Below are 26,220 nucleotides of genomic sequence, written 5' to 3' on the forward strand. Positions count from 1 at the left end.
GAGAGCCACCATGAGTAAGCAACAACCTTTGACCGTGGTGCCGGCACGCTATCCGGCGCGTACCGTCGGTGCCATCATCGCGCTGTTTATCCTTGCGGCGGTGATCGATTCCGTGGCCTTTAATCCGCGCTGGGAGTGGAGCGTGTTTGCCCGCTGGTTTTTTGATCCTGTCATCCTAAATGGCCTGGGACAAACGCTGCTGCTGACGCTGTGCGGTACGCTGCTGAGCCTGATATTCGGCGGCCTGCTGGCCCTGGCGCGGCTCTCGTCATCGTGGCTGCTGAGCGCGCTGGCGTTTGGCTATATCTGGCTGTTTCGCTCGCTGCCGCTGATTGTGGTGCTGATCATTCTGTATAACTTCTCGTACCTGTACGACACGCTGTCGTTCGGTATTCCGTTCACCGCCCTGTCGTGGGGGCACTTCCAGACCATTAACGTGCTCGGCCAGTTCCCGGCGGCGGTGATTGGCCTGACGCTGGTACAGAGCGCGTATAGCGCGGAGATTATTCGCGGCGGGTTTCTCGGCGTCGATCACGGTCAGTTTGAAGCCGCTTCGGCGCTGGGATTATCGTCGTCGCGCCGCACGTTTCGCATCATTCTGCCGCAGGCGCTGCGCGCGATTATTCCCACCACCTTTAATGAGATCATCAGCCTCGCCAAGGGCACCTCAATGGTGTATGTGCTGGCGATGCCCGAGCTGTTTTACACCATCCAGATGATCTACAACCGCACCCAGCAGGTGATCCCGCTGCTGATGGTCGGGGCCGCCTGGTATCTGATCATCACCACCGTGCTGTCGCTGCTGCAGCACAGCGTCGAGCGCTGGCTGGCACGCAGCGTCACGCGTGAACCGCAACCTTCGCGCTGGCGCCAGTGGCGCAACCGCAGCGTGAACCCCGCCGTCAACGAGGAGCTGTCTCATGTCCGAAGCCATTGATTACCGCTATCTGCATACCACCGGCGCCATCAGTATTACCGGCGTCAGCAAGACGTTTGGCCGGCATAAAGCGCTGGATGAGGTGTCGCTTGAGCTGGCTCCCGGTTCGGTAACGGTGATCCTCGGCCCGTCCGGTTCTGGCAAATCGACGCTGCTGCGCACCATCAATCATCTGGAGCGCGTGGATGAAGGCTTTATTCAGATCGATGGCGATTACATCGGCTATCAGCGGCGCGGCGATAAACTCTATGAGCTGAAAGAGAAGGCGATTTTGCGGCAGCGCATCAACGTCGGCTATGTGTTCCAGAACTTCAATCTGTTTCCGCACCTGACGGTGCTGGAAAATCTGATTGAAGCGCCGATTGCCCATCGTCAGCTGTCGCGCCGGGCAGCGATCGATCGCGCCGGTGAGCTGCTGGATGTGGTCGGCCTGCGGCACAAAGCCGATGCCTGGCCGCGGCATCTCTCTGGCGGTCAGCAGCAGCGCATTGCGATTGCGCGTGCGCTGATGCTCAACCCGCGTGTGATGCTGTTTGATGAGCCGACTTCGGCGCTCGACCCGGAACTGGTGGGCGAAGTGCTGGATGTGATTAAAAAACTGGCGCGATCCGGCACCACGCTGGTGATTGTCACGCACGAGATCGGCTTTGCGCGCGAAGTGGCGGATAACGTGGTGTTTATGGTTGACGGGCGCGTGGTTGAGCAGGGCAGCAGCCAGCAGGTGCTAAATCAGCCGCGTCATGAGCGCACCAAACGTTTCCTCGCCAGGGTGCTGTAATGAAGCCGGTGATTATACTCGCGCTGACGGGTGCGGTGCTGGCGGCACCCGCGACAGGTGCGCAACAGCTGGACGCCAGTCACAACGAAACGCCGATCACCATGGCGGCCAATCCGCAGGCGATCGCGAAGATCCCCGCCGGATTTCATTTTGTTCACCCCGGCTATTTAACCGTCGCCACTTCAGCCAATAATTCACCGCCGATTGGTCTCTGGGCGTCCGATAATAAAACGCTGATCGGCAGCGACCCGGACATTGCGCGCCTGCTGGCCGACAGCCTCGGTCTGAAACTCAGGCTGGTGCCGGCGGCCTGGGAGGACTGGCCGCTGGGCATCACGGCAGGGCGCTATGATGTGGCGATGTTTAATATCGCGGTGACCGAGGAGCGCAAGCAGAAGTTTGATTTCGCCACCTATCGCGCGGATAACCACGCCTTCGCGGTTAAAGCGGACAGTAAAATCAGCGCGATTCGTCGCCGGGAAGACGTGGCCGGCAAACGGATTATTGTGGGCTCCGGTACCAATCAGGAGCGAATCTTACTGAGCTGGGATGCGAAGAATCGGGCGCAGGGCCTGGCCCCGGTGCAGCCGATTTATCTCAACGATGATGCCTCCGCCACGCTGGCGCTGCTCTCTGGCCGGGCCGATGCGTCATTCGGCCCGCAGGCCATGGCGGCGTGGAAAGTGGCTTCGCGCGGGCAAACCAAAATTGTCGGGCACGGACCGTTTCGCGCCTGGGTGGCGGTCACCACGAAGAAGGGCAATGGCCTGGACGTCGCGCTGCAGCAGGCGATCAACGGCGCTATCGCTGGTGGCCAGTATCACCAGGTGCTGGCAAGATGGGGTGAAGAGGGCGAAGCAGTGGAGATTTCGCAGGTTAATCCGCCCGGGATTGTTTATCAGGAGAATTAGGGCGGGGTGGTCAGGCGCACGGTGTGGTCACCATAAATGGCGACCCTACAGCTCGCACGGGCTTTCGTAGGGTGCGCATTGCTGCGCACCGGCTTAAAAAATGAAGGCTCGCCCGGTTTACCCTGCTTTTTTTATCCACTGCAATGCTTCGGCGGCGGGCAGCGGGCGGGCAAAATGGTAACCCTGGAATAAATGGCAGCCCTTATTGCGCAGGTGCTCGAAATACTCCTCGCTCTCAATCCCTTCCGCCAGCACGTTCAGCCCCATGGCGCGCGACAGCTCAATGGTCTTTTGCACCACAATCGCCGCCGATTCGTTTTCAAAAATGTGCATGATCAGGGATTTATCAATCTTAATATCATCAATAGCGAAATCACTCAGCGACTTAAGCGAAGAGTAGCCGACGCCGAAATCGTCGATCGCCCATTTGATCCCTAACTGGCTGAAGTGGTTGATGACATCCCCAATGCGCTGCTGATCGTAAATAAAGGTGGTCTCGGTAATTTCAAACTTCAGCCGCTCGGGACGGATTTTGTAATGCGACAGCGTCAGCAGCGTGTCATGGGTGAAGTCGCGGTGCATCAACTGCAGCGGGCTGATATTGATGGAAAACACCAGCGGAGGCAGCCGCAGCACACGATCCCACTCGACGATTTGCTGCAGCATGCGCTCCAGCACCCACTTGCCAATATCAATGATCAGCCCGCTTTTTTCGGCTACCGGGATAAACACCTCCGGCGAGATAAAGCCTTTCTTCGGGTGCTTCCAGCGCAGCAGCGCTTCAAAACCGATGAGATTTTTGTCGCCATCGACCTGCGGCTGATAATAGAGCTCCAGCTGCTGGCGCTCGATGGCGGACGCGAGCTCGCGCTTGATAAGATCGGTGGCGGAATAATTGCCGCCATAGGTAAACACGGTCGACAGCAGTGCCGTCACCGGCACTGCACAATTGAAAACGGTAAAAACGGCTTCCTGCGGAATATTCAGATGAAAACGATTATTTTCCCAGATCAGACCGGTGGTGACAAAAAACAGATAACACAGCAGGCACAGCAGCGGAAATATTTTACTCAGATAAAAGGATTGCTGGCGCAACACCAGTGCCGAACCGACGATCAGGGCCACCAGATAGTTATATTCTGAACGCTTGCCGGCAGCGTGGTGATTATCCACCAGCAACAGCACGATGATGGTAAATAATAACGCATGGGTAATGATCGCCAGATGCCGCTCCAGCCGGTCGCTGAAGGCGCCGATGATGATGTAGCCCCCCAGCGCTATACTGGCGATATACAGACAGCCAATGTCATGATGACCGCGACTGAAATTCAGTGTTGCCATAAAGATACCGGCCACGATACTGGCGACGCCGGCAATCAGCAGCGTCAGGCGGAGCTTTTTTTCCGGGCTATCACCCTGCAGAATGAAGGGCAGATTACGGATGCGCGACCAGGCTGAACTCAACAAAGGGTTCATAAACGGTTCCGGGTTTTATTGTCATGACGCGTGAAGGTGTAAACGCCACATAATATATTTAAGCGAGACGACTGTCATAATTGTTTTCAGATTATTTGCGCGTTAAGCGCGGATTTTTATATTTGACATAAGCGGCGTCAAATAGCGCTATTAACGCATTCAGGTGCAATATTTAACGCCGCCAGCGATAAGCGATGCGATATACCGGCGAAGGCGCGCGCAGCGCGACCCGATTGTTCCTCGCCAGTGACGTCGCCGCAGAGTAGAATGACCACGCGGCGCGGCGACAGCGTGCCGGACAATAACAGCCGGAACCGCAGCCGGATACGCGTCACCAGGTTGGACTAACCCACTTTCAACATACTGATTGCAATGAAAATTCGTTTCTTATCTGCTAATGAACTCAAGCTGGCCGAGGTGCGTACCATCCTTGAGCCGGTGGGTGTCGAAGTGGTGCCCATTGCGCGCCGTATTGAAGAGATTCAGACCGAAAATGAGGTTGAGCTGGTTCGTGACAAACTGACTAAAGCCTTTTCAATCATTGGCCGCCCGCTGTTTGTCGAGCATACCGGTCTGTATCTGGATGGGCTCAATGGCCTGCCCGCCGGTCTGACGCGCATCTTCTGGAGCCGGCTGAACGCAGAACGCTTTACCAAACTGGTGAACGGGCTGGACAGCCCGGGCGTGACCGCCAAAACCGTCCTCGGCTACTGTGACGGGCGCAAAATGTACCAGTTTGAAGGCCAGCTGCGCGGCACCATTGCCCGGGAGCCGGCGGGGCCACGCGAATTTCAGTGGGACTGCGTGTTTATCCCGGAAGGGCACACCCAGACATTCGCTGAAATGGGCGAACTGAAAAACGAAATCTCGATGCGCCGCCTGGCGCTGGATCGCTTTGCCACCTTTCTGAAAACTTCGCGGGGACTGGCATGAAACCGGAACTCAAACGCGCTTACGATGCCGGCAAACTGATTCTGTTCGCCGGTGCGGGCATCTCACGCAATCTCGGACTGCCGGAGTGGCACGAGCTGATTGCACATCTGGCTAATGAGCTGGGCTACGATCCGAAAATCTTCAATACCTACGGCACGCATTTGTCGCTGGCGGAATATTACAAACAGCGCAAAGGCTCGCTTGGCCCGCTGCGCAGCTGGATGGATCGCGAATGGCACCGTCCGGACATCGACGTACGCAGCTCTGAAATCCACACCATGATCACCCAGGGCAATTTCTCGCGCATCTATACCACCAATTACGACCGCTGGCTGGAGATGGCGCATGAAGCGCACAACGTGCCGTACAGCAAGGTCGCTAATGCCGCCGATCTGGTGTCGCTGACCGAAGATAAGCGCCATATTATTAAACTCCATGGCGACTTTGACGATGATACCTCCATTGTGCTGGATGAGAGCAGCTACTTCGAGCGGCTCTATTTTGACTCGCCGCTGGATATCAAACTGACCCATGATGTTATGGGTAACTCCGTGCTGTTTGTCGGCTACAGCATCAGCGATTTCAATATCCGCCTGCTGTTTTATCGCCTGACCAAGATGTGGGGCCGCACCGGGCTGGCGACCGCACGGCCTAAATCCTACCTGTTCACCAACCGTAATAATCCGGTGGCGAAAGAGGTACTGGGGCAGTGGGGCATTGAAATGATCGTGTCTGAAGAGGACGATCCGCGCAAAGCGCTGGCAACCTTCCTCGAAGAGCTGCTGGCTTAAACGGCAAGCAGAAAATCGTTGGCTAAAAAAGCTGAATGAAATATACTGTATATAAACACAGTAAATGAGGTGCATCATGGCAGTCGAAACCAAATATGTTGTGGTCAGAAAGGGTGAAGAGAAGATGACGTTTGCCAATAAAAAAGACGCAGATGCATGGGACAAAATGCTCGATATGGCCGACGCGTTCACCGACTGGCTGCAGCAACATCAGCCAGCGATGGATGTGGCCCAGGCCGAAGCACTGGGTATGCTGCTGGCCGAACAGAAAGACGCGGTGCAACACATTCTGCGCACCAGCAAACTGCCGGACGCGGTGAAAGACAGCGGCGAAACCGCTGCTGACGACAGCGATACGGCTGCGCCGGAAAAAGAGAAGAAGGTGCGAGCGGTCAAAGCCGCCTGAGGAACCGCGCGTTCGCTTTGTACTGCTGCTGAATCCGGGCCAGCCTCTGTGCTGGCCTGGGAACCGTGCTAAGGATCAGTGCAAAGGATCAGTGCGTGAAAAGAGAGAAGGTGCCTGAGTAGTAACTGACCATCCACGCCACATACACCAGCCAGACCACCATTAACCCTGCCAGACTCAATTTACCTGCCATGTTGCATTCCTCTTGTTATGCGGCGCGTTGCGCCCGTACGCAATAACCTGACAGCACAGCGAAGTGGCGATCTTGCGCCAGATCAAATTCTCTCTTTTTTACTGCATGGTCTTAGCGTTTTTAATGGCGACTCAACGCCGCAACAGCGGTTGATGGTTTTCTGATCGGACCTGCCAGGCCATCAAGTTCCCGGATTGTGCGCCGATAGAGTGATTACAGGGATGCAGGTGCACAGGGCGTGATTCTTTTTCAGTAATAAAGTGTCAACACCAGGAGCGCCGACATGGCCACAACCGTATCTAATAAGAAAAAAATGAGCACCCGCACCCAAATGCTGCTGACGGGCGCCTTAACCATCACCCTGGGCTTCGCCGTGACTATCGGCGTGCTCAGCTGGCAGTCCAGCAATGAGCAAAAATCGCTGGCGGAAAGTTACTTACAGCAGATTGCGCAGAGTCAGGCGCTGCAAATACAGCAGGAGCTGAGTTACGCACGCGATGTCGCACACAACCTCGGCCACAGTCTGATTGCCCTGCCGGCTGCCGGCGTGCAGGACCGTAAAGTGGCCGATAAGCTGCTGGTCTCTGCACTGCGTGATAATCCGGACTATCTCTCTATTTCGGTCATCTTCGAAGAAAACGCGTTTGACGGACGCGATGCTGAGTTTGCCTCTCAGGCTGGCGCGGCACCTAAAGGACGTTACGCCTATTTCGTCGATCGCGACCAGGGCGGCAATTTTGCCCTGCATCCGCTGACCTCAATCTTTACGCCAGGCCAGGGCGATTACTATCTGCTGCCGCAGAAAAGCCAGAAAGATACGCTGATCGAACCTTATAGCTATGCCTATAACGGTGTGCCAACGCTGCTGACCTCGGTGGCCGCGCCAATTATCAGCCAGGGCAAACTGTGGGGCGTGGTGACGTCCGATATCTCACTGGCGTCACTGCAGGAAAAAGTGAACAGCATCAAACCGTGGGAAGGCAGCGGTTACGCCATGTTGCTCTCCAGCGCGGGTAATGTGGTGTCTTATCCGGACAAAAGCCAGACCAGCAAAGCCTGGAAGGGCGACACACATAATTTCAGCAGCACGGTCACCGAACAGCATGACGCTATTCTGGGCGAGGATGCGCTGGTAGCCTGGCGGCCTGTGGTGATCGGTAACAGCGATCAGAAATGGTATCTCGGCGTGGTGGCTCCGGTGAGCAAAGTCATGGAAGCGGCGCACCGTCAGCTGATTAACGCGGTGATTTTAATGGTGATCAGCATCCTGGTGGTGTGCGCACTGCTTGGGCTGGTATTTAGTCGCAAAGTGCTGAAGCCGATTGGCGGTGAGCCACTGACCGCAGCCACCATTGCGCTGGCGGTGGCCGATGGCAAACTGGATAACGCTATCCCGCTGAAAGCGCGCGACAGCAGCAGTCTGTTCTTCGCCTTGCACACCATGCAAAACCAGCTGCGCGAGATTGTCGGGCAGATTCAGGATGCCAGCGCGTCGGTGCGCCAGGGCGCAGGTGAAATCGCCAGCGGCAACCTCAACCTCGCGTCACGTACCGAAGAGCAGGCGGCCGCGCTGGAACAAACTGCCGCCAGCATGGAGCAGATTACCGCGACGGTGAAACACAACGCTGCTAACGCGCATCAGGCGACGACGCTGACCGATAACGCCACGCACATCGCCAGTCGCGGTGAGTCACTGGTGGGCCAGGTGGTGCAGACCATGGCGCAAATCGACGACAGCGCGAAGAAAATCGGCGACATCACCGCCATTATCAACAGCATCGCCTTCCAGACCAACATTCTGGCGCTCAACGCCGCGGTTGAAGCGGCGCGCGCCGGCGAACAGGGACGCGGTTTTGCCGTGGTGGCGTCGGAAGTGCGTAATCTGGCACAGCGCAGCGCCAATGCGGTGAAGGATATCGCTGCGCTGATTGAAGAGTCCGGGCAGCGCGTCGGCAGCGGTGTGCAGCTGGTGCAGGATGCCGGTAAAACCATGCAGGAGATGACGCAGGCGGTGAACTCGGTGCGCACCATTATCGGCGAGATTGTTACCGCGTCAGACGAGCAGGCGCGCGGCATCAGCCAGGTAACGATCGCGGTGAACGAGATGGATGGCACCACCCAGCAGAACGCCGCGCTGGTCCAGCAGATGTCAGCCGCCGCCAGTTCGCTGGAAGACCAGGCGGCACAGCTGGCGCATACCGTGGGACGTTTTCACCTCAGCTGAGGTCGGTGACCGGTCGCCGGCTCGCTGCGTAAATCAGGACGGTCGCCACGTCAGGCGACCGTCTTATTCCTTTCATCCGTTTCGCCGTGACGGCATCATGCGCAGCAACGTATTGTCTTTAATCAGATAATGATGCACCAGCGCCGCGGTCGCGTGCAGGCCAATCAGCCAGTAACCGTAAGGCGCAAGCGTTTCATGCCAGTCGCTTAGCATGTCGGCAAAGTCCGGATCCGGACTGGCGCTGACCGGCATCGGAATCGCGAAAATCCACCAGCTGCGGCCCATGTAAAAGCGCGAAAGGATGCCGAGAATCGGCAGCACGATAAAAAACAGATAAATCGCCAGATGCATCAGATGCGCCAGTCCGGTTTGCCAGTGCGGCGGCTGAGGTTCGATTTTCGGGCTGCGATGGCGAAAACGCAGCACAATGCGTGACAGCATCAGCAACAGCACACAACTGCCGGCGCTGAAATGTCCGACGATCATGGTATAGCCTTGCCAGGATCCGCGCGTAAATAAGCTGCGAAACTCCATGGTGCAGTAAGCGGTGGCCACCAGTACCAGCGTCAGCCAGTGAATAAAGATTTGCGCAGGGGCATATTTGTTACGCATAGCCAGTCCGAAAATAAGCGGTGTGGGATGCTTAACATAGCGAAAAACGCGCTGAATTAATTCATTTTTTGCCACATCCCGTTCGGCTTACTGTTCGGCTGCCTGCAACAGCTGACGCAGCAGGGCGGCAAGCTGCTGCTGCTGCCGATCGTCCAGCGTGGCCAGCAGCGCGTTCTGCGTTTGCGTATGCATCTGCAGCGCCTGCTCAATCTTTGCCAGGCCGGCCGGCGTCAGCATCACCAGCGTGCTGCGCTTATCATCGGCATCGGCAACACGCGCAATCAATCCCTCTTCTTCCAGCCGGTTAAGCCGGTTGGTCATGGCACCGGAGGTGACCAGCAGCGATTTGTAGAGCTGCGTGGGCGACAGCCGGTAAGGTGCGCCAGCACGCCGCAGCGTCGCCAGTACATCAAATTCACCGTCGCGAAAACCAAAGGGCGCCAGCGCCTCAGCGCGCTTTTTCGCCAGATGCTTCATCAGGCGCAGCATGCGGCCAAAAATCGCCATGGAAGAGGCGTCCAGCTCCGGCATGGCGCTGGCCCATTGCGCAACGACAAAATCTACGTGGTCAGTCATGTTAATTCTCATCAGTTCACGGCGGGCAATGTGTCGCTTTGTGCGCACCCGCTATCGTTCTTCCGCAAACTATCTTAACGTTAAGATAATTTGGTGTATGGAGATAGAATGTGAATCGTACCTTACCTGCTATTGGCATGTTTGCTTTACTGGTTTTTGTGGTGGCGCTGAATTTGCGTCCGGTGATGGCGGCCATCGGACCGCTGTTCCTGCAACTGCAGCACGATGCAGGTCTCAGTGCCACGCAGCTGAGCCTGCTGACGACGCTGCCGGTCATTATGATGGGGCTGGCGGCGCTGGCCGGACCGCTGCTGCTGCGCAGGCTGGGTGAAGCGCGCGGCATTACCGCTGGCCTGATAGTACTGGTGTTCGCGGGTGGCGCGCGTGGCGTCGATCACAGCGCCGCCATGCTGACCGCCAGCGCGCTGCTGGCCGGCTGCGGCATCGGGCTGATCCAGGCGCTGATGCCCGCGCTCATTAAACGTCACTTCGCCTCGCGTGCCGGTACGCTAATGGCACTGTTCACCACCGGTATTATGGCCGGAGCCGCAGTGGCCGCTGCCAGCGCCGCGCCGCTCGCCAGCCATGCCGGACTGACGATCGCCCTGATGCTGCCGTCGCTACCGGCGCTGATCGCATTGATTCTGTGGCTGCGCCTGCAGCCTGTGACCACGAGAGTAAACACGCCACCGGCCGGCGGCGTACACCGCACGCCGCGCGCCTGGCTGTTGATGCTGTTTTTTGGCATCGGCACCGGTGCTTACACGCTGGTGCTGGCGTGGCTGCCGCCATTTTACATGCAACACGGCTGGCTGCCGGCGCAGAGCGGCTACGTGCTGGGCGCATTAACCCTGACCGAAGTCGCCGCCGGATTTATGCTCTCCGCGCTGATTCATCGCTGCCGCGATCGCCGCTGGCCGCTGCTGGTGGTGCTGGCTTCTATCCTGCTGGGGCTGATCGCACTGCTGTGGCTGGGCGGCGAACACGCCTGGTTGCCGACGCTGCTGCTGGGATTGGGGATCGGTGCGCTGTTTCCGCTATCGCTGATTGTCACGCTTGACCATGCCCGTACGCCGGAAGAAGCCACTGCGCTGCTGTCTTTCGTGCAGGGCGGCGGCTATATGCTGGCCGCACTGATGCCGCTGATGGCCGGCATCGTGCGCGACCGCGCGGCATCACTCGACAGCGCGTGGCAAATCATGGCGGCGGGCGTGCTGCTACTGATGCTGATGGCGCTGCGACTCAAACCCCAGCGATAACGGCAGGAAACCATTGTCAGGCGGGGTGCGCTGTTTTATAAACCGTGCAGAGTGAGAGGATCGATAAATCAGGAGCAATGATGTCCCCGCAGGTCGGTGTTGGCGTATTAATTTTCCGCGATGGCAAGCTGTTGCTCGGCCAGCGTAAAGGCAGCCACGGTGCCGGTGACTGGTCGGCACCGGGCGGCCATCTGGAGTTTGGTGAATCACCGGAAGCCTGTGCGCGGCGGGAAGTGCTGGAGGAGACCGGTTTACAGCTGCACAGCGTACACAACGGCGCCTTCGTCAGCGATGTGTTTCCGGCGGTCAACCGCCACTATATTACGCTGCTGATGGTGGCGCCGGACGCCAGCGGCGAGCCGCAGCTGCGGGAACCGGATAAGTGCGCAGGCTGGCACTGGTTCGCGCCTGAGGCGCTGCCTGAACCGTTGTTTGCCCCGCTGCAAAGCTGGCTGGCGCGCGACGGTCTGGCGGCACTGCAGGCGCTGGCCCAGCGTAAAGATCGCTAACCGTATTGCTTCATCGAGGCTTCGGCATCTTCTCCGGCCGGGATGCGCATCGGTGCGGCGGGATCGGTCGCGGCACGCCACACGGCAGCGGCAACGTCCTGTGCTTTAGTGGTTGGCTGGGGCTGCTGCATGCCGGCGATGATGCCATCAAACATCGGCTGGTAAGGCTCGAGCAAGGTGTTTTCCATGCGCGGCCGGGCATTTTTGCCAAAGTCGGTGGTGGGTGCCAGCCCGGGTAATACCAGTCTCACCTGAACATTAAAGGGCTGCAGTTCCAGCGCCAGCGACTCGGTAAAGGCGTTGACTGCCGCTTTGCTGCCGGTATAAACCGCCAGCAGCGGCAGGGATTTCAGCGTCACCGTCGAGGTCACATTGATCACCATGCCACTGTTTTTCGCACGGAACTGCGGGATGACCGCCTGCGTCATGGCGATGGTGCCCAGCGTGTTGGTTTCGAACACTTCCCGCACCGAGGACATCGGCGCGCCTTCCAGCGAAGTTAATAAACCGATGCCGGCATTGTTGACCAGCACATCAATCTCTCCTGCTTCAGCCAGCGTTTGCCTGATGCTGGCGGCATCGGTGACATCCAGTGGCAGCAGGCGCAGATGGGCGGATTCGGGAAACAGTTCGGCGCGCGGGGTGCGCATGGTGGCGATGACTTTCCAGCCGCGCTCCAGAAACCAGAGCGCGGTAGCATGACCAAAACCAGAAGAGCAGCCGGTGATTAAAATGGTTTTCATGGTTCACTCCTGCATTGCGTTGGGTAAGAGCTCACTATAGAGTGCCACTACCGGACTCACTACAACGTACAGTCCTGGTTTCATTTGCAGGAGTCCATTATGATCGATCCGCTCGCCGAAATGGTGTCACTGTTACAGCCCGGGGCGGCTTATTCCAAACGCGCGCGTGCCAATGGGTTATGGCGTGTGCAGCGCAGTGAGACCGGCCAGCCGTTTTACTGCGTGGTGCTGGAGGGGCGCACCCGACTGGAAATGAAAGGTCATCCTCCGGTTGCGCTTGAGCCGGGGGATTTTGTCCTGATTCCGGCTGCGTGGGAATTTTGCATGACCAGCGAGCAGCCACCGGCCGCAGATGCGCCTGATTCTGTGCCGGAGATGCTTGCGCCCGGCGAAGTGTGGCTTGGCGATCGGCAGCAGCCAGCCGAGGTTCAGACGCTGATTGGTTACTGCCAGTTTGCCGCACCTGACGCGGGATTGATTGTCTCGTTACTGCCACAGTTTATTCATGTGCGTGGCGCATCGCGCCTGACCACGCTGGTGCAGCTGGTCAGGGATGAGTGCCGTGCACAACGTCCGGCACGGCAGATCGTGCTGGAACGTTTGCTGGAATTACTGCTGATCGAAGCGCTGCGCGCAATGCCAGCGGCGAATGCATCGCCTGGCGTGATGCGTGGACTGGCCGATGAGCGGCTGGCCGGGGCGATTCGCGCCATCCACGCCAGGCCAGCCCATGGCTGGACGGTACCCCAGCTGGCGAAACATGCGGCGCTATCGCGCTCGGCGTTTTTCGTGCGTTTTCGCGATGCAGTGGGCATGGCGCCGATGGCGTATGTGCTGACGTGGCGCATGGCGCTGGCGAAAAATCTGCTGCGAAGCAGCCGCCTGTCAGTGGCCGACGTGGCTGAACGGGTGGGTTACCGCTCTGCCAGCGCCTTCAGCATCGCTTTCACCCGCTTCACTGGCCAGACGCCGACCGGCTTCGCTGGCGCGGAACGGCGCAGCGGCACCGCAGAAGCTGAGCCAGCAATCGCCCAGGTAAGTTAATCACGCCCGCAGTGGCGGCCAGCGTAAGACGGGCCGCCATAAAGCGTGCAATGCCGTTCAGTAAAAAAAACTGATAATGCCGGTGCGCATCAATGCGCACCCTACAAAACCGTGCTGTACCCTGTAGGGTCGCCATTTATGGCGACCAGGGAATACTTGTGTAGGCAACAGGTGACCATACAAGAATCGTTTTAAATCAAAGCATCGTTAAAACAAACAATTACAACTTCATCACAGAGCAATAATTGCTTCAATTTCGATTTTCAGATCGGGGCAAAACAGCTGGCTAACCTGCACCAGTGAACTGGCGGGCAGGTGTTCGCCATAATGCCGGTAAAGCACGTCGCGCAATGCATTTATATCGGTGAAGGAGGTGACAAAGATTGTCACTTTTATCAGGTTTTTCAGTGATGTGTTTTCCTGCGCAGCCAGTGTATGTAGCTGCTGAAAAATCACTTCTGCCTGCGCAGCAATATCCGCCTGCTGCGCCGTTGTTGCGAAGGCAGTCAGACCCGAAACGTAAAGCGTGTCGCCATGCTTCACGGCGTGCACGTAAGGCGCTTTTACTTCGCCCAGTTCTGGATAGTTTTTACGTACCAACATCTTCTTTTCCTTAAAAGATTTCCCTTCGCATCACGCTAACCTGTTCTGACGACACGATGCGCTGCTCGATTTCCTGCCAGCCATAGCGACGGTAAAACGCCTGCTGATCCGGCGTATAAAGCCACAACTCTGCCATATCGCGCTGGCGAGCTTCTTCAATTAAACGCAATACCAGAGCAGAGGCCACGCCTTTACCGCGGTGTGCCGCGACAGTCAGTACTTCGCCAATCCAGAACTGGCGTTCATGGATGTCATCAAGCTCGTGAAGAATCGTGCTGGCGGTGGCAAGCACTTCATTTTCTGCGTTCAACGCGACCAGCGTAAACGTTTTTGCCGGATGCGCGTTGCGCATCAGCAGGCGCTGACGAATGGCGCTCCGGTCGCGCCAGTGAGAAAACCCGGACCACTCCTGATGAGGCATAGTTGCCACCGTATCCAGCAACCGCGGACACTGGCTCAGTAAACTGATATTCATTGTTACCCCTCCGCGACAACCCGAGGGATAACACAGCGTGGTGGTAAAGACTACCGTTAATATGTCGCTACACTATCGCGTTAAGCCGTTTTCATTGGTCAGCCAATCACCGGCTTAGCGTTTCGCCACCTGCTCGCCATCCGGGTTTTTGCCATGCCCGGCAGCAGCCAGCTCGGTATTAAAGTGGGAGACCAGCACCGAAAAAGTTTCCTCTGCTTTCATGCGGTACAGCTGTTCGGACGGGTGAATACAATCGGGTGACATCAGTGACTGCCAGTCTTTCATCTGCAGGATGCGCTGATACTGACGCGCCAGCGGCACCGACTCCGCTTTAGCCAGCGCGTCCAGTTTGGTGACGTAAGGTGCAACGTGCCATTTCTCCGCGCGGCCACAAATCGGGTGCGGCTCCTGTAATATCACCTGCTTACCCTCTTCACGGGCAATAGTGATCAGCTGTGTCATTACCTGGGTATATTTATCCGGGCTAACCTGGTAATCCTTTTCTATATCGCGGAAATGGAAATGGCGTGCATCGTTGGTGGCAAAATTCAGCAAAATGATTTTTGCCGGCGATTTCTTCATCTCTTCGCGCCAGCTTTTATTATTCTTGTAGAAATATTTGCCATTTAACAGGTCCATGGCCTGCGATGAGGACGCGCCTTTATTCACTACGCGAATGCCATCGCCATACTTCTCCTGTAACCACTGGTTAATCAGAGCAATCTCATTGTCTTTAATATAGATTGCGCGCAATTTGCCATTTTCCTTTATCGCCATGGCACCGCGCGTGCTTGAACCGCCATAGGCTTCAATAATAAAGTTATTATCGGGCTTGCCGCTTTCGGCGAATGCGGTATTGCACAGACAGGCTGTGGTAATCAGCAAAGTGACGATGCCAGATAGCGCTCGTTGCATAACAAATTTCCGCCTTTTGATACTCAAGGTTACATGGAGAATCGGTTGTTAACCGTAAGCGAATTACCTTAACAGGGGAGATTGCGGGTCAACAATCCGAAAGCACGGTTGCGGGGTGAAAATTAGGTCAACTCTGAGAAAAAAGCCGCTTGCTGAATAAAAGTTATTTAAATTCAATCAGGTAAAAACCAGCCCTGCCTAATAGCCTCCCTTCAGCCAGAAAATCCCGCATTGACGCCTGCTTAAAACATCACGGTTGCTTCAGGACATAACGCGGTTTGATTAGCGAATTTTCGCACTGCGAGTCGAACCGTTAATCCACAACCTGTTGTAAAAGAGTGGGTTTTCGCTGTTTTTCCGGCAGTTAGCTGCGAATAGGCACTGCCTGACGATAACTTTTACCATCAGAACATTCTGGCTTAAGCTTTATGGCCATTGCACAGTGACATTCTTTACACTATGGCGAAATTCCGAAACGTTTCTAAACATAATGTATACAGATTAATCCGGTGTTAGCATTCTGACTGAATCATTATGATTGCGTTACAACTCATTTCAGGATGTGCAATGTGAAAACAGAATCCTTTTTATCCAGCCGTAATATTGGCCTGGATCTGCTGCGTGCCGGCCTAATTCTGGAAGGGGTGTTATTACACGCCTCACGGAGTTTGCCGGGAGAGAATGGCTGGTATTATGTCGCGCAGCGCGATCCCTCGGAAATATTCACGGCACTGCTGAGCATGGTGCACACCTTCAGGATGGAAGTGTTCTTCTTTCTTTCGGGCATGTTCTCCGCACTGATTATTTTGCGCAAAGGGCAGAAATTCTTTACGGATAATCGCCGTAAGCGCGTCCTGATTCCGCTGATATCAGCCTATCTGTTTATTCCGCCGCTGATGTATTTTATCGCGGGACAGATGAATAACACCCCGCTGAGCCTCGAAGGCTGGCTAAACAGCTATACCATGATGCACCACCTGTGGTTCCTCGTGTCGCTGTCGGTGATGTCGCTGCTGGTACCCGGCGCGTTTTATCAGTGGAGCGCCCGTCAGTTGGGCAAAATGTCGTTGCCACTGCTGATCGCCACACTGGTGATTCTGGGTAACGCCTGCTTCGTGCTGAAGTTCCTGGTGAAAGGCCGCGGTGAATTTGTCGAGCTCATCCCGGTGACCGCACGCTTCCTCGTCTACTACACCGCTGGTTTTGCGTTATACGTCAACCGCGAGAAAATTGCCCGGTACGCCAGCAGTAAACTGATGAATGGCTGGCTGGTGGCAGCGCTGGTGCTGGCGGTGTGGGCCGCCTGCTATGTTGTCGCGCACAACCACATCACCGGTGTGATGAAATATGTGCCGGTGATGCTGGGCAGCGTGCTGTCGGTGATGCTGTCCTACTGGCTGGTATTTAGCTTCGAACGCATCAACGTGAAAGAGAGTCGCATTCTGACGGCAATTGTGGACTCCGCGCTGATTATCTATTTGCTGCACTATCCGGTGGTGATCATTTTCTCATGGCTGCTGGATGTCTGGTTACCGGATAACCTGTCAGTCCTGTATGTCCTGATCGATTTTGCCCTCGGCATTGCGCTGAGCGCGGTGTGTTACGCCATCGTCAAACGTTCACGCTTCGCCTCGTTCATGTTTGGCCTCAAGCCGAAAGATAAAAAGGTGGCGGTGCCGGTCGAAGCGCGACTGTAATTGTCATCATGCCCGGCCGCCACTGGCGTGCCGGGTATTATTTTCCGCCATCTGATTTTTGCCATTTTCCGCATTTTTAGTTCCAGATAATTATCTCAGGCCGTTAGCGCAATTCCTAAAGCTTATCGCCGTCATCACAATTCCTTAAGTCAAACTGGACGTTTTAAGCTGATCGCGGTAATACTCATTTCAACGGATTTCCAGCCGTAACCTATTACGACAATATATTTCGCTTCGCTATTTCCCCGCACTGCGCATTCGCTGTGCGGCATTTGTCTTTTCTCTGGTGAGGACAATAGTGTGTTTAAATTAAATCCCTTGTTACTAAGCCTGCTTGCTGCGCAGGGCTTAATGCTGCCTGCCACACCGGTATCGGCGGTGGTATTAAAACCTTTCACTCCCGAGCGCAACGACAATAAAGTTGGCGCTTATTGCTTATGTAATGGTTCCACCCAGACGCTGAGCGGCGTGCCGCGCTTTACCGCTGGAGAAAGTGGCATGAGCAGCGTCACGCTGGGTGAACTACAAAAGGTTGGGCGTATTATTAATGACAATTTAATCGGCGAGCCCCGCCTGCAACTCGGTGCACAAAATTATGCTATTGGTATTCCGGATGAAGAAACAGGCAGTTATCGTGTCTATCAGGTTTATAACAGTGCGGACATGATTGCGCCGGCGGAAATTAATGGCGCTACGGTAGTGCCAGATTATTATGATGTGAACGATAAACAATATATTGATGCGCGCGTGGCGACAGTCACTAATGGCCGGTTAAATATCAATATTGGTCAGCAAGGCGCAGCCGCTAACGCCAGCACCAATCGCTGGTCAATGGCGGCCAAACAGAGTCAGTTATTTGCCAGCAGTAATAACGGCCAGATTAACTGGGACAGTAATAACCGCATCCGCTTTACCGCCGCCACGCCGCCGTACGGTGGCGATCGGCTGGCATTTGATGCCGGAGGCGTGGTGACCTACGCCGGTCTGTTTGATGTCACGCTTAAGGATGGCAGCAGCAACGCCTATTACGTCAGTAACCTCAATGAATTGCGTAACTATAACGACTGGCTGATTGACCAGATTAGCGGCGGCAACCTGAGCCCGGAAAGTTATAACGCCGCGCTGAACCAGGCGTTCAGCCTGCGCGACGGTCGTGTGGTTTACCGCATGAGCACCGGTAATTACGATGATGAAGTGGCTGCCGCACTCGGCGATCAGGTGGTGCTGAGCGCCGATGGCGCGAAAGCCAGTGTGAAAATCAATCGCGGCAAAACGCTGGAAGTGGCCAACAGCGCCAGCGCCGTGATGCGCGCCAGCAACGGTGCAACGGCGATTATCGCCGGAAAACTGGCGACCAGTAACGCGCTCTCATCCGAAGCGGGCGCGCTGGAGCTGATCAGCGGCGCGCGCGGTATCAATAATGGTGTCATCAACAGCGGTTTTTTCAACGCCGCCAATGGACGCGGCGTGGCGGAGGATTCTCTCGGCTATGCGGGCACAGCGGTGTCCGCGATTTATGACAGTGAGTTCCGCAATAATGGCGTGCTCAATGTGCATATCGGTGATGCGCCGTGGGGCACCGCCGGCTTATTCCTCGGCAGCAGCAGCGCGGTCAACCACGGCAATATTAACATCGGCATTCACAATGTAGCGAACGGCTCCTCAGCAGCGGCGGTGAGTTTCAGCGGCGAGGGCAGCTTCGTCAACGCGCGCGATGGCACGATTTACCTCGGCCGCACGCCGCAAAATCACAAGGGCGACGTCACGCAGGATGTCGCGGTCAGCCTCGGCGGTGGCATCAGCGCCATTTCCGGTCTGCTGGATTCCCGCGCCATCAATAATGGTCGCATTGTTATTGGCTCAAAAGTCGAAAACGCCGTTGGCATGCGCATCGAGGCCGGGCCCAACGCGGTATCCCTGAATAACGGTGTTATCGACGTCAACGGTATGGCGCAGGCGCTGCCGCGTGAAAATATCGCCATGCTGGCGATGGATTCCGGCAGCGGCGGCCAGGTGGGCAACCGCGGTACCCTCAATCTGAATGGCTATAACAGCACCGGCCTGAAAGTGATCGCCACGGCGGGCAATCAGGCGCACGCCTTCTCCAGCGGCGCGATCAACGTGGCGGGTGACGCCGACCGCTTTGGCGGCACCAACAATACGGCGGTGTGGGTAACTGGCGAACCGGGCGGTCACGCCAGTGCCGATATCACCGGCCCAATCCGGCTCAGCGGCAAAGCGGGCATCGGGATTCGTGCTGAAGGCCAGGCAACGGTCAACGTTAGCGCCCGCGCCATTCCCACCTCCAGCGGCAGCGACAGCATGCTGGATAGCGGACAGATCAGTTTCTACCGTATCGGTCCGGATGCGCGCATTAATTTGCCGGCCAACGGCCGCTACAGCGCTTCCGTGTGGAACGGCACGATTTTTCGCGTCGAGCAGGGCGCGGATTTTGACGGGCGCGGCCTGACTCTGTCGATGAACAGCCCGTTTGCAACTGGCGTGTACGGCAGCGGCGCGGGCACCGACATTAATACCCACGGCGCGACGCTGAACATCGCCAGTTTTGCCAGCGGGCTGACCATCACAGATGGCGCCCGCGCCACCATTGATGCCGCAACGCGTATTCACCTCAACGGGTCTGATGCCCGCGTCGCCATTGCTGACGGTAATCGCTATACGCTGCAGGGTAACGTTGTTAACCCCAATACGCAGTTCGATCCCAACACGTTACTGATCAATCAGGCGGCGATAGACGGCCGCGCCAATAACCAGCAGCCGTTTACCGTGATGAATCATGCGCGGCTGGTGAATCGCGGCGCTATCTCCCTGCGGGGTGAAGGCGTAACGGGTATCTACGCGCAGTATGGCGCCACGGTTAATAACAGCGGCGACATCAATATTTTGCGCAATGGCCGGGCGCTGTTTGCTGATGGCTATCCGGGGGCCGGCGACGGCAAAACCCTGACGGAAATTACCAACAGCGGCACGCTCAATCTTTACAGCGGCCAGAGCGCCCGGCAAACCACCACCTTTGGTGCGGTTTCCTATCACCAACTGGGGCGAATTAACCAGAACGGTACGATTAATCTGTACGGCGATAACGTGGTCGGAGCGAAAGCCTTTGCCGGCGGCCGTATTACGCTGGGCGCCAATAGCCGCGTGGTGTTCCACGATGCGCAGCAGATTGGCTATCAGGCTTTCGATCCCGGCTCACGTCTGATCGTCAACGGCAGCCCGGTTGATGTCAGCAGCCGTAATTCGACGTTGTATGACATCCGCAACGGCGCGTGGCTGTACAACCAGGGCTTTGGCAACGTCACGCTGAGCGGCAGAGACAGCACCGGCATCGTGGTCAGCGGGACGGATGCGCTGGTATCCAGCACCGATGTTTATCAGGTCACCGGTAAGGGTGCCACCGTGCTGCGCGCCAGCGATCGCGCGCAGGGGATTATTACCAGCCTAATCGCGCTGAACGGCAAAAACACCCTCGGCGCGCAGGCGACAGGCGATGGCACCGAGGTCTACGCCGCCTCGCTCATCACCGGCACCGGGCGCAACGCCACGGCGTTTGATGTCAGCGGCGACGCGCGCCTGTTTAATCAGCAGCAGAGCGTAGTGGATTTGCGTGGCCGCAACAGTACCGGGGCCCGGGTGCACGATGGCGGTAACTTTATCAACCGCGGCACGGTTAGCGTTGCCAGCGGCACCGGCGTGGATGTCAGCAGCGGTTATGGCCAGTATGTCCCGCTCGACAGCAGCTTACGGGTGAATGATGGCATCGCCGCGCTGCGCGTGGGCTCCGGCGGCGCGATGAAAATTTACGGCGACGGGCAGGGGGCCAGCACGCTGGCGGCTTACGGCAAAGCCGATGGTTTGCTGCTCGACAGCGGTGCGCAGCGCTTTGAAGCCAACGACATCATCATCGGCGCTTACGGCAGCGGCACTGCGCTGAACAATCGCGCCGGCATCAGTGATATTTCGCTGAGTAATGTGCGCTTCGAGGCTAACGGTGGCACCGGCATCCGCTCGGCCACCTCGTTCGATCCGGCGGGTAGCGCGCAGATTCACGTCGGCGCAGGCGGTACCGGCTATCGTTTTGAAAACGCAGATGGATCGACCACGGGCAACGATTTAGTGATTGGGCGCGACTACCGCATTGAAGTCAACGGCAGCGGCACCGGCGTGCGTGCCAACACCCGTGGACGGGTGATCGCTCAGGGCCTGATTGATATCCGCGATGCCGATGGCGGTTCGGCGATTGTCACCCGCAGCGCCAGCCAGGTGATCAACCAGGGCACCATCCGTTCACAAAGCCGCGTCGCACCGCTCATCGATCTGCGCGGCGGCGAGACGGTGTTTATCAACCAGGGCACGCTGGATGCGCCGTACGCCGATCAGGTGGTAGTGGCGGGCGGCGCGACCCGTGATGTGGTGGCACTGCTGGCGGGCAAAGTCACGGGCGAAGTGAACACCGGCAACGGCAGCGATACGCTGCTGGTTGCGGGCGGCACGCTGGATGGCGGCCTGAGTATGGGTGACGGCAGTGCGAATCAGGCGACGGTGCAGGCTATCAGCCTGAACCAGACCCGCCATATCACCAGCGGCGGCGCGGATAGCACGCTGAACCTCAGCCAGCTCAATGCGCGCGGCGGTTCGTTCCGGCAGGACGATCTCACCAAAGGCACCAACCTCGGCGCGGGCTGGAGCACGCTGAACTTCATCGATACGCAGTGGACGCTGAGCGACAACATTAAACTGGCGCACAGCACCATCAATATCGATGCCGGATCCACGCTGTTCGCCGGCGATGGCGTCAACGCGCGGCTGCAGGGGGCCAGCAATGATTCGCTGGTAGTGAATAATGCCGGCACGCTCGACCTGACCAACGGTGGCAATGTGGCGGCAAATACCCTGACCATCGAAGGTAGTCTGGCCTCCGCGCAGGGCCGCCTGAAGCTCAATTCGACAGCCACCCACAGCGACGTGCTGCGTGTTAACGGTAACGCCAGCGGCACCACCTGGGTGGATGACCGCCTGCAGGGCGGCGGACTGCTGGACACTAATCGTGACAACGTAATTGCCGTCAGCGAAGGCGTTTCGCTGGTGCAGGTGACCGGCAGCGCCAGCGCCGACAGCTTCAGGCTGAGCAATGGCTATGTGGCAGCCGGGCCGTGGCAGTATGGTCTGTACAGCTTTGCACCGGGCAGCAGCGCAGGCGGCAACGCATGGGACTATCGTCTGGCAAACAACTTCATCTGCAGCGATGGCTCGCTGTGCCAGCCGCAGGCGGGCAGTGCGGTTAAGGCGGTGCGTCCGGCGGTCACGCCGCAGGTGCCGTCCTGGATCTCCGCACCGGTCGGGCTGGCGTACTACTCGCTGGCAGTCACTGACGATCTGCATAAGCGACTCGGCGAACTGCGCCAGCAGCCGGCAGACAACGCAGAGATGTTTATCCGCTATCTCGGTTCGGATTTGCAGTATCGAAGCAATCGCGGCCTGGATGCCTGGGGTTATGATTTCGACCTCAACTACAGCGCCGTACAGCTCGGCGGCAATTTGCTGCGCGCCGATGGCGCTGAAGATAGCGTGCGCGGCGGCGTCGCCTATACGCGCGGCAACACGCGCATTCGCCCGCATGCCGCTGACGGGTACAGCTCCACCAGCTTTGATAGCGATACGTTGTCACTTTATGGCACCTGGCTGCGCAGCAGTGGCTGGTATGTAGATGGTTCGCTGAGCTGGAGCGGCTACCGTGGCGAAACCGACATTGCGCGGCAGAAAGCGGTCGCTAAACCCAAAGGGCACGGCTGGACGGCGTCAGTCGAGTCTGGCTATCCGCTGATGCTGGCGGGTGATGTGCGCCTGGAACCGCAGGCACAGGTTAGCTGGCTGCGTATGAACATGGACAGTTTCACCGATGCTGACGGCGCGCGCGTCTCTTATAACGATTACGATCAAACCATAGGCCGGCTCGGCGCGCGTGTGGCGCGCAGCTGGCAGGACAGCAGTCAGAACCAGTACACGCCGTATCTGCGCGCTAACTACTATCGCGGCTGGGGCGGAACGGCGCAGGTCAGGGTCGGCGCCAGCGACAGCGACCTGAGCCAGAGCTTCAGCAGCGGCAAATTTGGCCAGATGTGGGACGTCGGCCTCGGCGGCACGGCGACGCTGATCAACAACGTGGCGCTGTATGCCGAGGCGGATTACCGCAAAGAGATTGCCGGCAACGGCGTCAAAGGCTGGCGCTACAATGCCGGGGTGCGCTGGTCGTTTTGATCGCTTAAACGTGCAATTACAGGCGGCGCTGTGATGCGGCGTCGAACAGCATCGCACGTTCGCTGTCCAGCGTGACCGGTAAAATATCACCGGCACGCGCGCCGGAACGCTGGGTGGAAAACAGCATCAGCGGGTGGCCAAACAGCGAACCGTGAATCAGTTCGGACAGGCCGGTCGGCTCCACCAGCGACACTTCAAGGGGCAGCGCATGCTGCTCACCCGGCTGCGCCAGGCTGATGTTTTCCGGCCGGATGCCGTAAATAACGTCGCGGCCAGCGGCCTGTGCCGCCCAGTGCGTATTCAGGGGCAACTGAGCGCTGTCGCTGATACGCACGCCGCTGGGGGTCATCACGCCGTTGATAAAATTCATCGACGGTGAACCGATAAAACTGGCGACGAACTTATTGGCCGGTGTGTCGTACAGCTCCAGCGGTGTGCCCACCTGCTGAATGACGCCGTGGTTGAGCACCACGATGCGGTCAGCCAGCGTCATGGCCTCAACCTGATCGTGGGTAACATAAACGATGGTGTTGTTCATTTGCTGATGCAGTTTTTTGATCTCCACGCGCATCTGGCCGCGCAGTTGCGCATCGAGGTTGGAAAGCGGCTCATCAAACAGAAACACCTGCGGCTGACGCACAATGGCGCGGCCCATCGCCACGCGCTGCCGTTGTCCACCCGACAGCTCTTTTGGCCGGCGATCAAGCAGGTGTGTCAGGCTGAGAATCTCCGCCGCTCGCCGGACTTTCTCCTCAATCTCAGCACGCGGTCGTTTCTGAATTTCAAGGCTGAAGCCCATGTTGCGCGCGACCGTCAGATGCGGATAGAGCGCATAGCTCTGGAACACCATCGAAATATCGCGGTCTTTCGGCGCCACCTCGTTCATCAGCTGACTGCCGATATGAATATTGCCGCCCGTTGCCAACTCCAGACCGGCAATGGTGCGCAGCAGGGTGGATTTACCACAGCCGGACGGGCCGACCAGCACCACGAACTCACCATCTTTAATAGTCAGATTGATGTCGCGCAGAACCTCAACGTTGCCATAGCGCTTTTCAATTTGCGCCAGCGTAATTTCAGCCATTATTTACCCCTTAACCGCACCGGCGGTGAGTCCCTGAACCAGGTAGCGTTGAATGAAAGCGAAGAACAGACAGGCTGGAATTAACGCCAGCACGGCGGCAGCCATCATTTCGCCCCACGAAACGGCGAATTTGGAGACGAAACTGAGCAGCCCGACCGGAAAGGTCATGACTTCGTTTTTGTTGATCAGCATCAGTGAGAACAGCAACTCACTCCACGCGGCGGTGAAAACAAAGCCGAGCGTCGCTGCCATGCCGGGCAGCGTCAGCGGCATCAGCACGCGGTACAGCGCCTGAAAGCGGGTGCAGCCTTCCAGCATGGCGGACTCTTCGAGATCTTTCGGGATGGCATCAAAAAATGACTGCATCAGGAAGGTGGCGAACGGGACATTGAAGGCGCTGTAAATCAGAATCAGCCCCAGCAGACTATTCGTCAGTCCCAGCGGGGCCATCACCCGGTAAATCGGCGCAATGATCATCACCAGCGGAAACATCTGCGTAAACAGCAGCAGGGCCGCCATCACCATCTTGCCGCGAAACTGAAAGCGGGAAAAGGCATAGCCGGCACCCGCAGCAATCAAGGTGGTCAGCGCGGCAGTGCTGCAGGAGACAATGAGACTGTTAATAAAAAACGTGGGGAAATCACTGTCGGTCAATACCTTCGCAAAGTGGCTCAGGGTGAAACCGCCAGGTAACAGCGTCACGCCCTGACTGAACAGTAACCTGTCCGGCGTGACGGCAATTTTAATGATCCAGTACAACGGAAACAGCGCAAACAGCAAATAGGCGGCGATGCTGAGACGATGACCGATCAACGGTAACAGGCGCATGCGGACTCCTTACTTAAGTAACTGATGGCGGATGCGCAGCAATACCAGCGCATAGCAGGTCATCAGCAGTAACAGACACACCGCCATCGCCGAGGCATAACCAAAATCCAGTTTGCGATAAGCGGTGGTGAAGATGTAACTGGAAAGAATCGAGGTTGAACCGGCCGGACCGCCGTCGGTCATCACCACGATCAAATCGGCAAAGTTAGCGATCCAGATAGTACGCAGCATCACGGTAATGGCGATCATCGGGGCGAGAAACGGCAGGGTGACACGGCGAAACTGCTGCCAGCCGCTGGCACCATCGATGGCTGCTGCTTCATACAAATCTTTGGGAATCGACTGCAGTGCCGCCAGTAAAGTGATGGCAAAAAACGGGATGCCAAACCAGACGTTAGCAATCACCGGCCCCCACATCGCCAGTTGCGGATCGGAAAGAATATTGTAAGGTTCGCTGAGAATGCCCACGTCGCTGAGCCACTGTGGCAGCGGACCCACGACCGGGTTGAGCAGCCAGGACCAGGTCAGGCCGGAAAGAAACGCCGGCACCGCCCACGGTAAAAACACCAGCGCCTGCACCCAGCGGCGAAAGCGAAACTCGCGGTTAAGCAGCAGCGCCAGCGCGAGGCCGAAAAAGAACTGCAGCAGCAGTGAGCTCAGCGTCCAGTTAAGGGTATGGCCGAGCGCGCGAAAGAAGCGGCGATCGTCGAGCATCTGCGCAAAGTTCGCCCAGCCAACCCAGCCGCTCTCCAGCGGATTGAGCAGGTTCATGCTCTGAAACGCGTAAGAAATGCCGATTGCCATCGGCACGAAGATGAACAGGGCGATCAGCAACAGGCCCGGTGACAGATACCACCATGGCTCAGCCAGCCGGGTCCAGCGCCAGCGGCGGCGCGCCGGGCTGACAGGAAGAGAGATCTCAGGCATCATTTCAGGGCTCCGGTTTC

Annotated in this window: 22 protein-coding genes; 12 read left to right on the forward strand and 10 right to left on the reverse strand. The window is 57.4% G+C overall.

Annotated elements, in window-relative coordinates; genetic code table 11:
* Positions 1 to 10: 10 nt before the first annotated feature.
* From C1N84_RS21905 to C1N84_RS21915, 3 genes are read left to right on the forward strand one after another with little or no spacing between them, the layout of a single operon-like run.
* Positions 11 to 937, forward strand: a complete 927-nt coding sequence (locus C1N84_RS21905) for an amino acid ABC transporter permease (protein ID WP_325924129.1) — start codon at positions 11 to 13, stop codon at positions 935 to 937.
* The gene (locus C1N84_RS21910) at positions 921 to 1,715 is read left to right on the forward strand and encodes an amino acid ABC transporter ATP-binding protein (protein ID WP_021509061.1); all 795 of its coding nucleotides are present in this window, start codon (positions 921 to 923) and stop codon (positions 1,713 to 1,715) included. The genes C1N84_RS21905 and C1N84_RS21910 overlap by 17 nt, the downstream gene beginning before the upstream one ends.
* Positions 1,715 to 2,626, forward strand: coding sequence for an ABC transporter substrate-binding protein (locus tag C1N84_RS21915; protein ID WP_394541873.1), 912 nt, complete (start codon positions 1,715 to 1,717; stop codon positions 2,624 to 2,626). Before C1N84_RS21910 ends, C1N84_RS21915 begins: the two co-directional genes overlap by 1 nt.
* 117 nt (positions 2,627 to 2,743) lie before the next feature.
* On the opposite strand, the gene C1N84_RS21920 is transcribed toward C1N84_RS21915, so the two are convergent.
* Positions 2,744 to 4,102, reverse strand: a complete 1,359-nt coding sequence (locus tag C1N84_RS21920; protein ID WP_394541874.1) for a putative bifunctional diguanylate cyclase/phosphodiesterase — start codon at positions 4,100 to 4,102, stop codon at positions 2,744 to 2,746.
* Positions 4,103 to 4,474: 372 nt separating this feature from the next.
* Between C1N84_RS21920 and C1N84_RS21925 the strand changes: the two genes are divergently transcribed.
* The 4 genes from C1N84_RS21925 (at position 4,475) to C1N84_RS21940 (ending at position 8,649) form a co-directional block, all read left to right on the forward strand.
* Complete coding sequence (locus C1N84_RS21925) at positions 4,475 to 5,035, forward strand: non-canonical purine NTP pyrophosphatase (protein WP_010618047.1); 561 nt, start codon at positions 4,475 to 4,477, stop codon at positions 5,033 to 5,035.
* Positions 5,032 to 5,826: an SIR2 family protein gene (locus tag C1N84_RS21930; RefSeq protein ID WP_010618046.1), complete on the forward strand. Its 795-nt coding sequence runs from the start codon at positions 5,032 to 5,034 to the stop codon at positions 5,824 to 5,826. Before C1N84_RS21925 ends, C1N84_RS21930 begins: the two co-directional genes overlap by 4 nt.
* Positions 5,827 to 5,902: 76 nt before the next feature.
* Entirely contained in the window at positions 5,903 to 6,232 is a 330-nt protein-coding gene (locus C1N84_RS21935; protein WP_394541875.1) for a YebG family protein, read from the forward strand.
* A gap of 476 nt (positions 6,233 to 6,708) precedes the next feature.
* Complete coding sequence (locus tag C1N84_RS21940) at positions 6,709 to 8,649, forward strand: methyl-accepting chemotaxis protein (RefSeq protein WP_021509066.1); 1,941 nt, start codon at positions 6,709 to 6,711, stop codon at positions 8,647 to 8,649.
* 72 nt (positions 8,650 to 8,721) lie between these two features.
* Here C1N84_RS21940 and cybB read toward each other — a convergent pair whose 3' ends face one another.
* Complete coding sequence (cybB, locus tag C1N84_RS21945) at positions 8,722 to 9,261, reverse strand: cytochrome b561 (RefSeq protein ID WP_394541876.1); 540 nt, start codon at positions 9,259 to 9,261, stop codon at positions 8,722 to 8,724.
* An 87-nt stretch (positions 9,262 to 9,348) separates the two neighbouring features.
* The gene (locus C1N84_RS21950; RefSeq protein WP_394521850.1) at positions 9,349 to 9,837 is read right to left on the reverse strand and encodes a MarR family winged helix-turn-helix transcriptional regulator; all 489 of its coding nucleotides are present in this window, start codon (positions 9,835 to 9,837) and stop codon (positions 9,349 to 9,351) included.
* Positions 9,838 to 9,947: 110 nt separating this feature from the next.
* On the opposite strand from C1N84_RS21950, the gene C1N84_RS21955 reads away from it, so the two are divergent.
* Positions 9,948 to 11,096 (forward strand): MFS transporter, encoded by a 1,149-nt coding sequence (locus C1N84_RS21955; RefSeq protein WP_256737268.1) that lies wholly within the window; start codon positions 9,948 to 9,950, stop codon positions 11,094 to 11,096.
* An 80-nt stretch (positions 11,097 to 11,176) separates the two neighbouring features.
* Positions 11,177 to 11,605 (forward strand): nucleotide triphosphate diphosphatase NUDT15, encoded by a 429-nt coding sequence (locus C1N84_RS21960; RefSeq protein ID WP_021509070.1) that lies wholly within the window; start codon positions 11,177 to 11,179, stop codon positions 11,603 to 11,605.
* Here C1N84_RS21960 and C1N84_RS21965 read toward each other — a convergent pair.
* Positions 11,602 to 12,348 carry an SDR family oxidoreductase gene (locus tag C1N84_RS21965; RefSeq protein ID WP_021509071.1) on the reverse strand — a complete coding sequence of 249 codons (747 nt, stop codon included), beginning with the start codon at positions 12,346 to 12,348 and terminating at the stop codon, positions 11,602 to 11,604. The genes C1N84_RS21960 and C1N84_RS21965 overlap by 4 nt on opposite strands.
* Before the next feature lie 99 nt (positions 12,349 to 12,447).
* On the opposite strand from C1N84_RS21965, the gene C1N84_RS21970 reads away from it, so the two are divergent.
* Complete coding sequence (locus tag C1N84_RS21970) at positions 12,448 to 13,392, forward strand: AraC family transcriptional regulator (protein ID WP_394541877.1); 945 nt, start codon at positions 12,448 to 12,450, stop codon at positions 13,390 to 13,392.
* A gap of 231 nt (positions 13,393 to 13,623) precedes the next feature.
* On the opposite strand, the gene C1N84_RS21975 is transcribed toward C1N84_RS21970, so the two are convergent.
* From C1N84_RS21975 to C1N84_RS21985, 3 genes are all read right to left on the reverse strand, one after another.
* Positions 13,624 to 13,995, reverse strand: a complete 372-nt coding sequence (locus C1N84_RS21975; protein WP_264251787.1) for a RidA family protein — start codon at positions 13,993 to 13,995, stop codon at positions 13,624 to 13,626.
* Between the two features lie 10 nt (positions 13,996 to 14,005).
* Positions 14,006 to 14,470 carry a GNAT family N-acetyltransferase gene (locus C1N84_RS21980; protein WP_264443950.1) on the reverse strand — a complete coding sequence of 155 codons (465 nt, stop codon included), beginning with the start codon at positions 14,468 to 14,470 and terminating at the stop codon, positions 14,006 to 14,008.
* A gap of 114 nt (positions 14,471 to 14,584) precedes the next feature.
* Positions 14,585 to 15,385: an SGNH/GDSL hydrolase family protein gene (locus C1N84_RS21985; RefSeq protein ID WP_072208996.1), complete on the reverse strand. Its 801-nt coding sequence runs from the start codon at positions 15,383 to 15,385 to the stop codon at positions 14,585 to 14,587.
* 560 nt (positions 15,386 to 15,945) lie between these two features.
* Between C1N84_RS21985 and C1N84_RS21990 the strand changes: the two genes are divergently transcribed.
* On the forward strand, positions 15,946 to 17,082 hold the full coding sequence (locus tag C1N84_RS21990) for an acyltransferase family protein (protein ID WP_168714984.1): 1,137 nt from the start codon (positions 15,946 to 15,948) through the stop codon (positions 17,080 to 17,082).
* A 498-nt stretch (positions 17,083 to 17,580) separates the two neighbouring features.
* Positions 17,581 to 23,361: an autotransporter outer membrane beta-barrel domain-containing protein gene (locus C1N84_RS21995; RefSeq protein WP_394541878.1), complete on the forward strand. Its 5,781-nt coding sequence runs from the start codon at positions 17,581 to 17,583 to the stop codon at positions 23,359 to 23,361.
* A gap of 16 nt (positions 23,362 to 23,377) precedes the next feature.
* On the opposite strand, the gene C1N84_RS22000 is transcribed toward C1N84_RS21995, so the two are convergent.
* The 3 genes from C1N84_RS22000 to C1N84_RS22010 are packed head-to-tail and all read right to left on the reverse strand — an operon-like array spanning position 23,378 to position 26,203.
* Positions 23,378 to 24,445, reverse strand: a complete 1,068-nt coding sequence (locus tag C1N84_RS22000; RefSeq protein ID WP_264443942.1) for an ABC transporter ATP-binding protein — start codon at positions 24,443 to 24,445, stop codon at positions 23,378 to 23,380.
* Between the two features lie 3 nt (positions 24,446 to 24,448).
* A complete protein-coding gene (locus C1N84_RS22005; protein ID WP_104187407.1) occupies positions 24,449 to 25,273 on the reverse strand; it encodes a carbohydrate ABC transporter permease in 825 nt (274 codons plus the stop codon).
* A gap of 9 nt (positions 25,274 to 25,282) precedes the next feature.
* Positions 25,283 to 26,203 (reverse strand): carbohydrate ABC transporter permease, encoded by a 921-nt coding sequence (locus tag C1N84_RS22010; RefSeq protein ID WP_394541879.1) that lies wholly within the window; start codon positions 26,201 to 26,203, stop codon positions 25,283 to 25,285.
* Positions 26,204 to 26,220: the final 17 nt, after the last annotated feature.

It is taken from the genome of Pantoea sp. SGAir0418 (genome assembly GCF_043529865.1).

Excerpts from the sequence above, each read along its gene's own strand:
- C1N84_RS21905 (WP_325924129.1), top strand. The coding sequence starts at position 11 with ATGAGTAAGCAACAACCTTTGACCGTGGTGCCGGCACGCTATCCGGCG.
- C1N84_RS21910 (WP_021509061.1), top strand. The coding sequence starts at position 921 with ATGTCCGAAGCCATTGATTACCGCTATCTGCATACCACCGGCGCCATC.
- C1N84_RS21915 (WP_394541873.1), top strand. The coding sequence starts at position 1,715 with ATGAAGCCGGTGATTATACTCGCGCTGACGGGTGCGGTGCTGGCGGCA.
- C1N84_RS21920 (WP_394541874.1), bottom strand. The coding sequence starts at position 4,102 with ATGAACCCTTTGTTGAGTTCAGCCTGGTCGCGCATCCGTAATCTGCCC.
- C1N84_RS21925 (WP_010618047.1), top strand. The coding sequence starts at position 4,475 with ATGAAAATTCGTTTCTTATCTGCTAATGAACTCAAGCTGGCCGAGGTG.
- C1N84_RS21930 (WP_010618046.1), top strand. The coding sequence starts at position 5,032 with ATGAAACCGGAACTCAAACGCGCTTACGATGCCGGCAAACTGATTCTG.
- C1N84_RS21935 (WP_394541875.1), top strand. The coding sequence starts at position 5,903 with ATGGCAGTCGAAACCAAATATGTTGTGGTCAGAAAGGGTGAAGAGAAG.
- C1N84_RS21940 (WP_021509066.1), top strand. The coding sequence starts at position 6,709 with ATGGCCACAACCGTATCTAATAAGAAAAAAATGAGCACCCGCACCCAA.
- cybB (WP_394541876.1), bottom strand. The coding sequence starts at position 9,261 with ATGCGTAACAAATATGCCCCTGCGCAAATCTTTATTCACTGGCTGACG.
- C1N84_RS21950 (WP_394521850.1), bottom strand. The coding sequence starts at position 9,837 with ATGACTGACCACGTAGATTTTGTCGTTGCGCAATGGGCCAGCGCCATG.
- C1N84_RS21960 (WP_021509070.1), top strand. The coding sequence starts at position 11,177 with ATGTCCCCGCAGGTCGGTGTTGGCGTATTAATTTTCCGCGATGGCAAG.
- C1N84_RS21965 (WP_021509071.1), bottom strand. The coding sequence starts at position 12,348 with ATGAAAACCATTTTAATCACCGGCTGCTCTTCTGGTTTTGGTCATGCT.
- C1N84_RS21970 (WP_394541877.1), top strand. The coding sequence starts at position 12,448 with ATGATCGATCCGCTCGCCGAAATGGTGTCACTGTTACAGCCCGGGGCG.
- C1N84_RS21975 (WP_264251787.1), bottom strand. The coding sequence starts at position 13,995 with ATGTTGGTACGTAAAAACTATCCAGAACTGGGCGAAGTAAAAGCGCCT.
- C1N84_RS21980 (WP_264443950.1), bottom strand. The coding sequence starts at position 14,470 with ATGAATATCAGTTTACTGAGCCAGTGTCCGCGGTTGCTGGATACGGTG.
- C1N84_RS21985 (WP_072208996.1), bottom strand. The coding sequence starts at position 15,385 with ATGCAACGAGCGCTATCTGGCATCGTCACTTTGCTGATTACCACAGCC.
- C1N84_RS21990 (WP_168714984.1), top strand. The coding sequence starts at position 15,946 with ATGTGCAATGTGAAAACAGAATCCTTTTTATCCAGCCGTAATATTGGC.
- C1N84_RS21995 (WP_394541878.1), top strand. The coding sequence starts at position 17,581 with ATGAGCAGCGTCACGCTGGGTGAACTACAAAAGGTTGGGCGTATTATT.
- C1N84_RS22000 (WP_264443942.1), bottom strand. The coding sequence starts at position 24,445 with ATGGCTGAAATTACGCTGGCGCAAATTGAAAAGCGCTATGGCAACGTT.
- C1N84_RS22005 (WP_104187407.1), bottom strand. The coding sequence starts at position 25,273 with ATGCGCCTGTTACCGTTGATCGGTCATCGTCTCAGCATCGCCGCCTAT.
- C1N84_RS22010 (WP_394541879.1), bottom strand. The coding sequence starts at position 26,203 with ATGATGCCTGAGATCTCTCTTCCTGTCAGCCCGGCGCGCCGCCGCTGG.